Origin of the sequence: Corynebacterium sp. Marseille-P4321 (genome assembly GCF_903645305.1) — a bacterium.
Lineage (GTDB): Bacteria > Actinomycetota > Actinomycetes > Mycobacteriales > Mycobacteriaceae > Corynebacterium.
In genome coordinates, this window is the sequence record NZ_CAHJXO010000001.1 from 623,611 (window position 1) to 637,238 (window position 13,628).

Consider the following 13,628-nt stretch of genomic DNA (forward strand, 5'->3'; position numbering starts at 1 on the left):
GATACTGGGCAGTTACGCCGTGAGCACCGCGCGAAGCAGCTGCTGCGTGTAGGGGTGGCGCGGGTTGTTCCAAATCTCCTCCGTTGCCCCGTGCTCCACGACCGCGCCACGGTACATCACCGCAACGGTGGGGCACAGCTCGCGCGCGACCTGCAGGTCGTGCGTGACAAATACCAAGGTTCCGTCGCCGACGGTGTCGCGCAGCAGGTCGAGGACCAGGTCTTGGGTGGTGGTGTCGAGTGCGGAGACCGGCTCGTCGGCAAGCAGGATGTCCGGTCGTGGGGCGGCGGCGCGTGCGATGGAGATGCGCTGGCGCTGCCCGCCGGAGAACTCCCGGGGCCTTCGCGCGGCAGTGCCCTCGAGGCCGACGGCGCGCAGCACCTCCTCCGCACGCGGCTGGCCCACGCCCGCCTCGCGGATGGATGCGCCCACGCTCATGCGCGGGTCGAGTGAGGAATACGGGTCTTGGAACACCATCTGCAGCCCGCCGTCGACGCGCACTGTGCCGGCGGTCGGCTGCGCAAGCCCCGCGATGAGGTGCAAAAGACTCGTCTTGCCGGAGCCGGAACCGCCCACCACCGCGAGCCGCTCGCCGCGCGCCACCGACAACGTGACGTCGTCCACGGCGCGGGCGCCGCCGCGCTCGAGCGTGACGCCGTCAAGCTGGATCACCGGCTCACCCAGCGCCACGGGCTGCGCAGGCGCGCCCGGGGCCGCCGCCGCGGCGAGCGCGCGGGCATACTCCGAATCCGCGTCCACGATGCGCCCGTCTTTGAACACGTGCACCGTGTCCGTCATCCGCCGCACCACCGCAAGGTCGTGGGAGATGAACAACAGCCCCATCCCGCGCTCGGCCACCAGGCGATCCAACAGGTCGAGGATGTCCGCCTGCACGATCGCGTCCAGGGCCGTGGTGGGCTCGTCGCAGATGAGCACGTCCGGGTTCTGTGAAAGCGCCAGCGCGATGAGGACGCGTTGCCGCTGGCCGCCGGAAAGCTCGTGCGGGTAGGCGTCGGGGCGGTCCACGCCGACGTCGATAAGCAAACTGCGCGGCACGATGCGCCCCACCTTCTTCAGCGGGTCGAGCGCGGTCATCGGTTCCTGGAACACCATCGCAACCTTGCGCCCGCGCACCTTGCGGCGCACCCGGTCGGGCGTGCCCACCATCTCCACCCCGTCGACGGTGACGGAGCCGCGCGCAGGGAGGTCGCTGAGCCCCATGATGCTCAGCGCGGTGACGGACTTACCCGAGCCCGACTCGCCGATGATGCCCACCCGTTGCCCGCGCGCCACCGAGAACGTAATGCCGTGCAGGATGCCGGGGATTTCCAGGCTCTTAACGTCGATCATGGGCACTCCCGAGCAGGTTGAAACCGAGCACCGTCAATGCGATCGCCGCACCCGGCCACAGCGCGAGGTGCGGGGCGGTGGCCAGATACGGCTGGGAGGCCTGCAGCATCCGCCCCCAGGAGGCGTAGGGCGCCGGCGCGCCGAGGCCCAGAAACGACAGGCCGGCTTCGGCGAGAATTGCCAGGGACAACGCGACGGAGACCTGCGTGGCCACCAGCGGCCAGATGTTGGGCAGCACGTGTCGCGCCGCGATTTTCGGGCCCGGGACGCGGGCGATGCGGGCGGCGGCGATGAAGTCAGCCTGCATCACCGTCAGCGTCCCGGCGCGCGCCACGCGCACGAACCCGGGGATGCCCGCAATGCCGATTGCCAGCACGACGATCCACATGCTCGCGCCGAAGACCGCGGTGAGCACGATGGCTAAAAGCAGCGCGGGGAAGGCGAGCAGGAGGTCCGCGCCCGCCATCACGAACCGGGAGGCGCCGCGGCGCATGCCGGCGAGCACACCCAGCGGTACCCCGACGAGCGCGGAGATCGCGGTCGCGCCGAGCGCGGTGGCGAGCGTGAGCCGGGCACCGTCCATCACGCGCGAGGCGATGTCGCGGCCGAACTGGTCAGTGCCCATCGGGTGCGCCAGGCTCGAAGCCTGAAGCCGCGCAGTAACGTCGGCCTGCAGCGGGTCGTACGGCGTCCAGAACAGCGACAGGCACGCCACGAGCACCATCACGGCGACGATTGCGCCACCTAAACGTCTCATGCCGCCCTCCGAATCCGCGGGTCCACCACCGCGTACGTGAGGTCGACCACCAAGTTCACCAGCAGGGTAAACGCGACCACGAGCATCATCACGGTTTGCACGGTGGTGAGGTCGCGGTTGCCCACCGCGTCGAGAAGCATTGTGCCCAGCCCCGGGATGGTAAACACCCGCTCGATCACCACCGCACCCACCACCAGGGTGGACAGCTGAATCCCCGCCACGGTGATCACGGGCAGCGCCGCGTTGCGCAGCGCGGAGGAGTAGAGCACATTGCTTATCGACGCCCCAAGGGAGCGTCCCGTTCTCACATAATCCTTCCCCATCTCCTCGAGCACCGCGGCGCGAACGTAGCGGGTGAGGATCGCCGCCTGCACCAGCGCAAGCGAGGCCACGGGAAGCACCGCGTGCGCGGGCGTACCCCACCCGTTCGCAGGCAGCCAGCCGAGGCGCACCGAAAACAGTGCCACCGCGAGGATGGCCACCAGGAAGCTTGGTACCGCAATCCCGAGCTGTGTAAGCCCGCCCACGACCGCGCGGCCGACTGTGCCCACCCCGGTGCCGGAGCGCCGCGCGAGGAACACACCCGCCGGCACCGCCACCGCGAACGAGACCACCATCGCGGCGATGGTGAGCGTGAGCGATACCGCGCCACGCTCCAAAACCGTCGCTGTGATGTCCTGGCCGCTGGCCATCGAGATGCCGAAGTTGCCGGTGAAAAGCCCGCCTACCCAGTCGAAGTACTGCGCGTACAGCGGCCGGTCGAGCCCTAGGCGGGCGGATAGCTCCGCGACGTCCTCATCTGTGGCGGTTACCCCGAGCGCTACCCGCGCCGGGTCTCCCGGCACCGCGCGCAGCAGCAGGAAGATCACCACACTGGCCGCGAACATCAGTAGGACGAAGCGGGCGAGTGCCTTTGTCAGCGCGCGTGTCACCGGACCACCTCGATGTCGTTCAGCGGCAGCGAGTCCGTCACCGCGTTCGGGTCCAGCCCGCTCACGCCGGGGGCGAAGAGCACGATGTTCGGGGCGTTCGCGATGGTCAGCGCCGCCGCGTCCGCCATGATGGTGTCCACTGCCTTTTCCATCTCGCCAGCGGCGATCTGCTCGCGGGCCTGAGGCGAATCGTAGCCCAAGTAGTAATCCTCGCTGAACAACATCGGGATATCGCGCGGCTCCACGTGGGAGATGAGCGACGCCTGGTAGTCGTGGCCTTTGAGCACCTTCGCAAGCCATACCGCGGGAAACTCCACCGTTTCCAGACGCACCTTGAAGCCAACGTCGCGCAGCTGCGAGAACAACAACTCCGACGCCTCCTGCGCGTACGGCAGGTTCGGCACCGTGATAGTCACCTCTGGCGTTCGCCCGGCGAGCAGCTCGCGGGCCCGATCCGGGTCGAAGGGGTAGTAATCGCGGCCCGTAAACCACGGGTCCGTGGGCGGTACCGGGGCGCCGCCCGTGTCGGTTGCGCGGCCGCCGAAGACCACCGCGTTCACCGCGTCGCGGTCCACCGCGTAGGCCACCGCGCGGCGCACGTCCGGGTCGTCGAACGGCGCGCGGCGGTTGTTCATGCTCAACAGCACTTCGCCGTTCGTGGTGCCCACCTCCACGCGCACGTCCTCCGGCAGCGTGTCCACCAGCTGCGGTGCCTGCATCGCCCACACCACGTCCGCATCGCCCACACGCAGCGCATTGACGGCGGAGACCGGGTCGGCGAAGTACCGGATCGCCGCGTTGCGCGCGGGTGGCTCACCCCAGTAATCATCCCGCGCAGAGAAACTGAGCGCCTCGCCGATGTCGAAGCGCTCCACCGTGTACGGCCCCGTGCCCAGCGGGTCAGTGGCCAGGCGCTCCACAGAATCCGGCGTCATCATGGCGCCAGTGAGCGTGCCCATGGACCACAGCCATGGAAGCGGAGCCTCGTCGAGAAGCACGCGCACCGTGCGCGCATCCACCGCTTCAACCTCCACGACCGGATCCATCTGCGCCTTCAATCCGTTCGTCCATGATGCGCGCACGTAATCGATGGAAAACACGACGTCATCGGCGTCGAAAACCTTGCCGTTGGAAAACGTCACGCCCTCGCGCAGATGGAACGTCACCTCGTTGCCCGCAATGTCCCACGACTCGGCGAGGTGTGGCACGGGCGCGCCTTCGTCGTCAATGCGCACCAACGTCTCGTACACATTGCCCACGAGCGCTTGGGGCGCGGCCGCGCCGCCCACCGTCGTGAAATCGAGCCCCGCAGGCGGGGTAGGGGCAGCGACCACCACAGCCTCGCGCGGGGTGGGGGAAGCGCACGCGCCAGCTGAAAGCGAGGCTGCCGAAAGCAGCGCCGCCACCGCCAACTTTTTCATTCGCGGAATTCTAGTGAATGTGCGACTCGATCTCGAACCACAGCGGAGAAGAGTGGCCGCGCACGTTGTTCAGCCCAAACGAGAGCTGATCCGCGCGGTAGCGGTGGACCGCGTACTCCATGGGCGTGCCGTTGTGCGTCAGCGCCTTGATCTCCACCTTGAGGTACGGCGCGCCCTGGGCGATCTCGAGGCGCTCGGCGACGGCCGCGTCAGCCTGCTCAATGGTGAACGCGCGGGAAATGTTGTTGAAGTCCACGCCGCCGCGCACCAGCTCGCGGTGGATCGACTGGTCCTCGGTGTCCACCTCACGCACCGCGTCCGCGAGGTCCGGGTGGAAGTACAACGTCTCGTACACCACGGGCTCGTCGTCCGCGGTGTGCGTGCGCTCGACCACCAGCGCGCGCTCGCCCTCGGTAAGGCCGAGCTTCGCTGCATCCTCCGTGTTAAGCGTTACCATTTCGAAACGGTCCACACGCTGGCCCGGGTTCTTCCCCATGCGGTAGATCCACGAGGTGTTGGACAGAATCTCTTCGAACGTCTCAGTCCGCGTATTCGACAGCACCAGGGAGCGGCGGCCGCGGCCGGAGGAAAGCAGGCCTTCTGCGCGCAGCGTCGCCACAGCCTGACGCACCGGGCCGCGAGAGGTGTTGAACTGCTCGCATAGCTCCACCTCACTCGGCAGCGACTCGCCAGCCGGGATGTGGCCCGCGAAGATCTCGTCGCGCAGGTAATCGGCGATTTCCTCGTGCTGCTGGGGGCGACGCAACGGTCCGGAGGGCAGTTGTGCCATGGCGGGGCTCACTTCCTAAACTTGCAAAACTGGTCGGGGTGTACGACACACGTCCCCGATCGGCTGGAACGAAGCCCTACATTACCGCACGCGTCAAATGACTACCTATTTTGTCCAATGTTCGGACAGGATCTCCATGGAGTGCAGCGCCTCGTCGTGGCTGCCAGCCTGCAGCGAGATCATCAGCTCGTCCGCCTTTGAGTGCTCCTTGAACCACTCGAGGTACTCCACGACCTGGTTGCCGGTGCCCTTCGCGGTGTAGCGCAGCATGTCGATGATCTGGCGGCCCTGGAACGATTCCACCACAGCATCCAGCTGGTCCTCGCTCAAGTGGGCGCCGCGCCTGCCAGTGAGGGAGCGGACCCGGTTGCGGTGCACGATCTTCTCCTGGCGTGCTGCGTCTTCTTCCGTGTCGGCCGCGGTGACGTTCACCGCGGCGATGCAGTACGGCTCCGGGTAACGCTCGGAAGGCTCGTAGTTTTCCTTGTAGTAGGTGGTGGCCTCCTCCAGGTGCGTCGGCGCGAAGTGCGAGGCGAAAGAGTAGGGCAGGCCAAGCTTCGCAGCCAGTTGCGCGCCGAACATGGAAGAGCCAAGGATGGTCAGCGGGACCTCGGTGCCGTAGCCGGGCATCGCCGTCACGCCGTCGATGGGCGGGTTGTTCGACAGCCACGCCTCCAGTTCGATGACGTCCTGGGGGAAGCGCTCCGCCGAGCGCGGATCGCGGCGCAGTGCCCGGCCGAGCGTCTGCTGGTCGGTGCCGGGGGCGCGCCCCAGACCTAAGTCGATGCGGCCCGGGTACATCTCCTCAAGCATGCCGAACTGCTCCGCGATCACGTACGGGGCGTGGTTCGGCAGCATCACGCCGCCGGAGCCGAGGCGGATCTTCTCCGTCTTCGCGCCGACGTGCGCGATGAGCACCGCGGGCGAGGAGGAGACGATCGAGCTCATGTTGTGGTGCTCGGAGTACCACACGCGCGAGTACCCGAGCTGCTCGCCGCGCTGCGCGAAGTCCACGGAGCGGGCGATGGCTTCGCCGACGGATTCGCCGGGGTAGCGGGTGCAAAAATCCAGAAGTGACAGGGGAGTGTTCATGGCCCCCACGGTACGCTAGTGCGCGGGCACCACCCTACGCGGTGGCTCCCACCACGTCGCCCTCGACAGTGTGGTTCGTGCCGATGGCCATGGGCGCCTTCGGGCGGGCAAAGTCGATGACCAGTCCGATGATGAACATCACCACAACCGGTGCGACCCAACCCAGGCCGTCGCCCTGCAGCGGCGCCCAGCTCACCAGCGGGGTGAGGGCGTCCGCGCCCCAGCCCAGGCCGATGAACGTCTCGACGGCCGACCACACCACGGCCGTCCACACCGGCAGGATGAGTGCCCAGGTGAAGCGGGTCTTGGAGCGGAACGCGGGCTCGATGAGGATAACGAAGATCAGCGCGATCGCCGGCGGGTAGAGGAAGCCGATCACCGGCGCCGCGATCGTCATGATGAACTCCAGGCCCTGGGTGGCGAAGATCATGGACCAGATGGTGAAGATGATCGCCCAGGTGCGATACGAGCCGGCAAACTGCTCAGAGAAGTACTCGGCGGTGGCGGTGATCAGGCCCACTGCGGTGGTGAGGCAGGCGAGCAGTACCACGAGCGAGAACACGACTTGGCCCGCGGTGCCCATGGTGAGGTTCGCGGCCTCCGCGAGCAGGCCAGCCCCGGAATCGAAGTTCTCGCCGCCCGGGATGACGCGGCCGATGCCGCCCAGGCCGAGGTAGATCAGCCCGAGCATCACGCCAGCGCCGACGCCGGCGATGATGGTGCCGTTCACCATCTCCTTGCCCTCGTAGCCCTTGTTGCGCAGGTTGGAGATCACCACGATGGCAAACGCGAGCGCGGCGATGGAGTCCATGGTGAGGTAGCCCTCGAGAAGCCCGGTGGTGAACGGGCCGTCGGCGTACGCCTCAGCCGGGGTGGCCGGCTGCGCGTCCCAGCGGGTGAGCGACACCGCAATCATGATGATCAGCAGCACCACCAGCGACGGCACCAGGAACTTGCCCAGGGTGTCCATGATGCTGGACGGGTTCCAGCTCAGCGTCAGCGCAATTCCGAAGAAGATGACGGAGAAGATGCCGGTGGCGAGGGTGCCGGAGACGTTGAACAGCGGCGAGATGGCGGTTTCCATGCTCACCGCGGCGGTACGCGGCAGGGCGTAGAAGGCACCGATGGACAGGTACGCCAGCAAAGGGAAGACGATGCCGAAGACGGTACCGGCGCGCTGCGCGAGGTCGCGCACGTTCGCGCCCGAGAGTGCAATCGCGATCACAGCGAGCACCGGAAGCAGCGCGCCCGTGCCCAAGAAGCCCAGGATGGCGGGCCAGAAGTTGTCACCGGCTTGCACGGCGAGCATCGGCGGGAAAATCAGGTTGCCCGCGCCGAAGAACATGGAAAACAGTGCCAGCGATGTGACCAATAGCGTCATGCCGGAGCGCTTGCCGCCGGCTGTGCCCGCTGTGCCCTGCGCGCCCTGTGTAACGGCTGTCGAGCCCATAGGAAATCCTCCCTCAATGCGTTCAAGTGGGCTTAGTGTAAACAGCCGCGTCGCATTACGGACAACCGTTTCACAAAGTGGAACGATTACAGGAGTGTTTTAACCGCATTCAGGGGTATTTCCACCCACTCGGGGCGGTTGTTGCGCTCGTAAACTACCTCGTAGCACGCCTTATCTACCACGTACGCGCGCAACAACGCTGAATGCTCGGCGCCGTAGCCGTCCAGCAGCGCCTCGACGCGCTCGCGCTCCCACTCCTCGTCGAATCCGCCCACCGCGCGGGCGTAACCGAAGGAGCGCACCATGCCGGCGACGTCGCGCAGCACGTGGTCCGGTCGGCGACGTTCCCGAAGCGGCCGCGCGGGCTCGCCCTCGAAATCCACCAGGTACCAGCGGTCCGCGGTGCGCAGCGTCTGCCCGAGGTGCGCATCGCCGTGCACGCGCTGCACCTCCACCTCGCCCAACCCCTCGTACAGCTCGCGAACGCGCGCGGCGTAGTCGCCCACCGCCTCGCCGTAGCTTGCCAGGTTGCGGAGCAATTGCTTGGCGACGTCCACCCGCTCCGTACCAAACGCATCCTTCAACGCGGCGTGCACCCGCCGCAGCGCGGCACCGAGCTCCCGGGCATCGTCCGCGTCCACTTCTCCCGCGGTGGCGAGGTCGAAGCCGTCCACGCCCCCGTCGATACGCTCCTGCAGCATCGCCACCGTGCGCCCACCCCGCTCAATAGTGCCCGTCACCGCCGCAACGTGCGGGCAGTCACCGATGCGGCTGAGCAGCTCAATCTCCGGGTTCAGCCCGCCCTCGAGGCGCCGGTAGACCTTCAGTAGCTCGCCTTCCACCACGAGCGTGGTGTTGGACTGCTCGGCGCCCAGCGGACGCGCGTCGTCAAGCCCCGCGAAGTGCCGCGCGTACGCCCGGGCGCCGGCGTCGGTGGCCAGCACGTCGCGTGAGCCGTCGGTGAGCACTTGGTAGGTGTCGGTGACGTCGCCGTGTGTGACGTCGAGAAGCTGCCACTCAAACTCGCCCACCTGCTCGCGGGCGACAACCTCCGTCGCGTCGACCGGCTCCGATTTCGCGCCGTAGAAGCGCTCCTGCTCTATGCGCATGAGATGTCGAACCAGAAGAAACCGCTCGGGGACAACGTGCACAGCCACGGCAACTCACCGATCGCGGGGAAGTCGCCGCCGCCGGAAAGCTCGCGAGGCACCACACCCGCGAACTGCGACAACTCCATCTCCACCGGCTGCGGCACCGACGACAGGTTGTGCACGCACAGGATCCGCTCCGTCTGCCCCCGTTCGTCGGTGTATTCGCGCACAAACGCGAGCACGTGCGGATTCGCATGCTTCACGACGTCAAACGTCCCCCGCCCAAACGCCTTGTACTGCTTACGGATGTGTACCAGCCTGCGCACCCAATGCAGCAGCGAATTGCGCCGCTGCATCTGGCTCTCCACGTTCACCGTGTGCGTGCCGTACTGGTCGTTGCGGATCGGCGGCAAGTACAGCCGCTCCGGGTCCGCCGCGGAAAAACCGCCGTTTTTATCGTTCGACCACTGCATCGGGGTGCGCACCCCGTCGCGATCCGGCAGCCAGATGTTGTCGCCCATGCCGATCTCGTCGCCGTAGTACAAAAACGGCGAACCGGGCAGGCTGAGCAGCAGCGCATGGGCGAGTTCCAGGCGGTCGCGGTCGCCGCCGAGCAGCGGGGCGAGGCGGCGCCGGATCCCCACGTTCGCGCGCATCCGCGGATCCGTGGCGTAAGCGTCGTACATAAACGCGCGTTCCTCGTCGTCGACCATCTCCAGCGTGAGCTCGTCGTGGTTGCGAAGGAAAATGCCCCACTGTGCGTCGTGAGGGATCTCCGGCGTGCGGGCGAGGATGTCCACCACCGGCTGCGCGAGCTCCTGCTCAAGCGCCATGAAGATACGCGGCATGACCGGGAAGTGAAACGCCATCTGGCACTCGCTCGAGCCTCCTTCGGCGGACGGACCGAAGTACTGGACGACCTCGTCCGGCATCTGGTTGGCCTCGGCGAGGAGGAAGCGGCCGGGGTAGTGCTCGTCGAAAAGCGTGCGCACGCGCTTAATGAACTCGTGCGTCTCGGGCAAATTCTCGGAGCTCGTGCCCTCGCGCTCGAACAGGTAGGGGATCGCGTCGAGGCGGATGCCGTCCATCCCCAAATCGAGCCAGAAGCGGATCACGTCTAAGACCTCTTCCTGCACCCGCGGATTGTCGTAATTCAGATCCGGCTGGTGGGAAAAGAAACGGTGCCAAAAAAACTGCTTGCGCACCGGGTCCCACGTCCAGTTCGACTCCTCGGTGTCGATGAAGATGATGCGCGTGCCCTCGTACTGCGTCGGATCATCCGTCCACACGTAATAGTCGCCGTACGGCCCCTCCGGGTCGCGGCGGGACGCTTGGAACCACTCGTGGGTGTCCGACGTGTGGTTAATGGGGAAGTCCGTGATGATTCTGATACCGCGCTTGTGGGCGGCGTCGATAAGCGAAACGAAGTCCTCCACAGTGCCGAACTCAGGCAGCACCTTGCGGAAGTCGCGGATGTCGTAGCCGCCGTCGCGCAGCGGCGAATCGTAAAACGGCGGCAACCACAAGCAGTCCACCCCCAGCCACTCCAAATAGTCCAGCTTCTCCTCCAGGCCGGCGAGCGTGCCGGAGCCGGTGGCCTGCGGGTCGTAGAAGGCGCGCACGAGCACCTCGTAGAACACCGCGTCCTTGTACCACTGCGGGTCCGGACGCTGCCACGGCTCGGCGGCCGGGGCGGGGGTGGGAAAATCGCTCGATTTCGGGGCACTGCTCATGCCCCTCGAGCGTATTAGATGGCGCGCACCGCCGCGGCGATTCGCTCAACCGCCTCGCGCAGGATCTCCGGCGAGGTGGCGAAGTTCATTCGCGCGCGGTGCTCGCCGCCGGGGCCGAAGTCCCTGCCCTCCGAAAGCGCGACCTTCGCGTGCTCGAGTAGCCAGGCGGCGGGCGTGACGCTGGAAATCGCGGTCTCGGAAAAATCCAGGAAGAGCAGGTAGGTCGCCTCCGGCTTCAACACCTTGATGCCCGGCACCGCCTTCGGCAGCTCCTCGAGCAGGAAATCGCGGTTGGCCTTGAGCAACTCGACCTCTTCGTCGAGGTACTCGCGGCCCTGCGAGTAGCAAGCTTCCGCGCCGGCGATGCCGAGGGTGCCCACCCCATCGACGATGAGCGGGGAGATCGCCTTCCACACCTCGACGTCCTCGTCGTTGGAGAAGATGATCTGGGCGCACTTCAAGCCGGCGATGTTCCACGCCTTCGAGGTGGCCGTGATCGTGATGCACACGTCCGGGTTGTTCGCCGCGGCGCAGACGTGCTTGCGGTCGTAGGTCAGCGGCGCGTGGATCTCGTCGACGATGACGCGCCCGCCGTGGCGACGAGCGATCTCGCACACCTCGTCCAGCTCCTCCGCGGTGAACATCCAGCCGCCCGGGTTGAACGGGTTGGTCACGATGATGCTGCCCGCCCCGTTCGCGAACGCCTGCCCCACCTCGGCCATGTCCAGGCCGCCGTTGGAGCTCACCGCCACGCGCTCGCGGCCCGCAGCCTGGGCGATCGGCACGAACGGGAAGTACGCCGGCATCGGCACGATAACGGGGCCTTGCGTGAAGTACATGATGGACAGCAGCACGCCGCGCACCACATCCGGCACCAGGAAGACCTTCTCCGGGTCGGGGCGCCACCCGTAGCGCCAGTCGTAGAAGTCTGACAGCGCCTCTTCCACCTTGTGGGCGTGCGGGGCAGGGGAGTAGCCGAACATCTCGGCCTCAGCGGCGGCAACCAGCGCGTCCTTCACCGCGGGTGCGGTGGGGAAGTCGCTCTCCGCGATGAACATGGGAATGACGTCCTCGCCGTACTGCGTCCACTTGCGGGTGCGGCGGGCTCTCAACGTTGCGGGGTCTGGGAACTGCATGGGTGTAACGGTAGCTATTCGTCGTCGGGCTCGCCGGTATAAAAGCCGAAAGCTTTCAACCGTTCCCGGTCGGCCGCGGAGGAGGAGGCGGTTAAGCGCAACAGTTCGGAGTAGATCCCGCCTGATGTGGCCAGCTCGTCGGGTGAGCCGATCTCGTCGACGTGCCCGTCGCGCAGGGTGATGATGGTGTCCACGCCTGCGATCGTCGACAAGCGATGCGCAATCATCAGCGTCGTGCGGCCCACCATCAACTCGTCGAGACCCGCCTGCACAGCGCGCTCCGCCTTCGTATCCAGCGCGGACGTCGCCTCGTCGAGCACCAGTATCGGCGCGTCCTTCAACATGGCGCGCGCCACCGCAACGCGCTGCTTCTGCCCGCCGGAAAGACGCAGGCCCCGCTCGCCGATGACAGTGTCGTACCCGTCCGCGAAGTTCGTGATGAAATCGTGAGCATTTGCACGCTTGGCGACGTCCACCACCTCCTCACGCGACGCCCCCGGCTTGCCGTACGCGATGTTGTCGTGCACCGTGCCCGAAAACAGCGCCGCCTCCTGGAACACCACGCCCGTAGTCGCACGCAGCTTCTCCACGTCGAGCTCGCGTACGTCCTCGCCGCACACCTCCAGGCGGCCGCCCGTGGCGGGGTAGAGCCCGAGCAGCAGGTTCACGATGGTCGACTTCCCCCCGCCGGACTCGCCCACGAGCGCGATCTTCTCACCTTCGCGGGCCGAAAACGTCACGCCGTGCAGCACCGGCTCACCCGCCACGTACTCGAAGCTGACGTTGTCGAAGGACACCACCGGCTCCCGCACCGCAAGCGGCGGGTGCTGCACGGGCGAAAGCTCCGGCATGCCCGACGTCTGTGTCGCCGCGACCACCTGGGCGTTCGCAGTGGGCTCGACCGGGGAGTCCATGACCCGGAAGTAGTCGCGCGAACCAGCCACGGCACGCTGGGCGGAATCGACGATCCAGCTCATCATGGTCACCGGCTGGCGCGCCATGGTGACCATCTGGATGAGCATCACCATCTCACCGACGCTGAAGTGCCCGCCCAGGGTGCGGGTGAACACGATGAGGTAGATGCCGAAGAAGATGAGGTTCATCGCCACGCCACGCAACGTGTCCATGGAGTGCCACCAGCGCGACTGGGGCCGCGTGACGTCCACCACCGACGTGTAGTGGCGGCCGAAAGAATCCAGCTCGCGCACCTCCGCGCCGTAAGATTTGGTCACCTTCACCTGGCCGACCACCTCGGCGAAGCGCCCGTTCGCCTCGTCGATGTGCGCGTTCTTCTCCTGCTCGAAGACCTGCCACCGCTTCGACGTAAGCGCGGTGAGCCAGGTGTAGAGCGGAAACAGCAGCGCCAACAGCACCGTCAACGGCCAGTAGTAGGCGGCCGTGATGGCCAAAATCGCCACCACCTGCAAAAGCATCGGCAAAAAGTTGTTCGTGAACGACTGGATGAACTGCGTGACGTTCGCAATCGAACGATCCAGCCGCGCGATAATCGTGCCTGTGACCTGCTTGTCGAAGTACGACTGCGGCAACGCCAGCAACTTCGCGAAATACCGCGTGGACAAAATCTGCCGGATGCGCGACACCATCACGTCGCCCATGTATCCCGAAACGTTGCGCAGAAGCGACGCGCCCGCCTCGGCCGCGAACAGCGCCACCGCGAGCCAGGTGACGGTGCGGGTGGGGGAGGGGGCTGCGGAGCCGTCGTTAAGAAATGCGACGATTGTGTCGGTCGCCTCCCTAATGAGAAACGGCGACACCAAACTCAACCCCGCCACCGCCGTGGACACCACCACCACTCCGATATAGAACGGCCACAGAGCGGAGGTGCTACGCAACACGCGCGTCAAAGACTGCATGA

Annotated in this window: 11 protein-coding genes; all 11 read right to left on the reverse strand. The window is 66.5% G+C overall.

What is annotated here, in order from left to right; all coding sequences use genetic code 11:
• Window positions 1-12: 12 nt before the first annotated feature.
• The 11 genes from HWX32_RS02730 to HWX32_RS02780 all read right to left on the reverse strand — a co-directional run bounded on the left by HWX32_RS02730 (window position 13) and on the right by HWX32_RS02780 (window position 13,626).
• Window positions 13-1,350, reverse strand: a complete 1,338-nt coding sequence (locus tag HWX32_RS02730; RefSeq protein WP_175934623.1) for an ABC transporter ATP-binding protein — start codon at window positions 1,348-1,350, stop codon at window positions 13-15.
• Entirely contained in the window at window positions 1,337-2,107 is a 771-nt protein-coding gene (locus HWX32_RS02735; RefSeq protein WP_175934624.1) for an ABC transporter permease, read from the reverse strand. Before HWX32_RS02735 ends, HWX32_RS02730 begins: the two co-directional genes overlap by 14 nt.
• Window positions 2,104-3,039 (reverse strand): ABC transporter permease, encoded by a 936-nt coding sequence (locus HWX32_RS02740; RefSeq protein WP_303049132.1) that lies wholly within the window; start codon window positions 3,037-3,039, stop codon window positions 2,104-2,106. The genes HWX32_RS02735 and HWX32_RS02740 overlap by 4 nt, the downstream gene beginning before the upstream one ends.
• Complete coding sequence (locus tag HWX32_RS02745; protein ID WP_175934625.1) at window positions 3,036-4,460, reverse strand: ABC transporter substrate-binding protein; 1,425 nt, start codon at window positions 4,458-4,460, stop codon at window positions 3,036-3,038. Before HWX32_RS02745 ends, HWX32_RS02740 begins: the two co-directional genes overlap by 4 nt.
• Window positions 4,461-4,470: 10 nt before the next feature.
• Window positions 4,471-5,250: a GntR family transcriptional regulator gene (locus HWX32_RS02750; RefSeq protein ID WP_175934626.1), complete on the reverse strand. Its 780-nt coding sequence runs from the start codon at window positions 5,248-5,250 to the stop codon at window positions 4,471-4,473.
• 105 nt (window positions 5,251-5,355) lie between these two features.
• Complete coding sequence (locus HWX32_RS02755; RefSeq protein WP_175934627.1) at window positions 5,356-6,342, reverse strand: LLM class flavin-dependent oxidoreductase; 987 nt, start codon at window positions 6,340-6,342, stop codon at window positions 5,356-5,358.
• A 34-nt stretch (window positions 6,343-6,376) separates the two neighbouring features.
• Complete coding sequence (brnQ, locus tag HWX32_RS02760) at window positions 6,377-7,723, reverse strand: branched-chain amino acid transport system II carrier protein (protein ID WP_175935011.1); 1,347 nt, start codon at window positions 7,721-7,723, stop codon at window positions 6,377-6,379.
• Window positions 7,724-7,878: 155 nt separating this feature from the next.
• Window positions 7,879-8,901 carry a trehalose synthase gene (locus HWX32_RS02765; RefSeq protein WP_175934628.1) on the reverse strand — a complete coding sequence of 341 codons (1,023 nt, stop codon included), beginning with the start codon at window positions 8,899-8,901 and terminating at the stop codon, window positions 7,879-7,881.
• Entirely contained in the window at window positions 8,892-10,616 is a 1,725-nt protein-coding gene (gene treS, locus HWX32_RS02770) for a maltose alpha-D-glucosyltransferase (RefSeq protein ID WP_175934629.1), read from the reverse strand. The genes HWX32_RS02765 and treS overlap by 10 nt, the downstream gene beginning before the upstream one ends.
• A gap of 14 nt (window positions 10,617-10,630) precedes the next feature.
• Entirely contained in the window at window positions 10,631-11,752 is a 1,122-nt protein-coding gene (locus tag HWX32_RS02775) for a MalY/PatB family protein (protein ID WP_175934630.1), read from the reverse strand.
• Window positions 11,753-11,766: 14 nt separating this feature from the next.
• Window positions 11,767-13,626 carry an ABC transporter ATP-binding protein gene (locus HWX32_RS02780; RefSeq protein ID WP_175934631.1) on the reverse strand — a complete coding sequence of 620 codons (1,860 nt, stop codon included), beginning with the start codon at window positions 13,624-13,626 and terminating at the stop codon, window positions 11,767-11,769.
• Window positions 13,627-13,628 lie beyond the last annotated feature (2 nt).

Coding starts and splice junctions, on each gene's coding strand:
- HWX32_RS02730 (WP_175934623.1), bottom strand. CDS start 1,350: ATGATCGACGTTAAGAGCCTGGAAATCCCCGGCATCCTGCACGGCATT.
- HWX32_RS02735 (WP_175934624.1), bottom strand. CDS start 2,107: ATGAGACGTTTAGGTGGCGCAATCGTCGCCGTGATGGTGCTCGTGGCG.
- HWX32_RS02745 (WP_175934625.1), bottom strand. CDS start 4,460: ATGAAAAAGTTGGCGGTGGCGGCGCTGCTTTCGGCAGCCTCGCTTTCA.
- HWX32_RS02750 (WP_175934626.1), bottom strand. CDS start 5,250: ATGGCACAACTGCCCTCCGGACCGTTGCGTCGCCCCCAGCAGCACGAG.
- HWX32_RS02755 (WP_175934627.1), bottom strand. CDS start 6,342: ATGAACACTCCCCTGTCACTTCTGGATTTTTGCACCCGCTACCCCGGC.
- brnQ (WP_175935011.1), bottom strand. CDS start 7,723: ATGACGCTATTGGTCACATCGCTGGCACTGTTTTCCATGTTCTTCGGC.
- HWX32_RS02765 (WP_175934628.1), bottom strand. CDS start 8,901: ATGCGCATAGAGCAGGAGCGCTTCTACGGCGCGAAATCGGAGCCGGTC.
- treS (WP_175934629.1), bottom strand. CDS start 10,616: ATGAGCAGTGCCCCGAAATCGAGCGATTTTCCCACCCCCGCCCCGGCC.
- HWX32_RS02775 (WP_175934630.1), bottom strand. CDS start 11,752: ATGCAGTTCCCAGACCCCGCAACGTTGAGAGCCCGCCGCACCCGCAAG.
- HWX32_RS02780 (WP_175934631.1), bottom strand. CDS start 13,626: ATGCAGTCTTTGACGCGCGTGTTGCGTAGCACCTCCGCTCTGTGGCCG.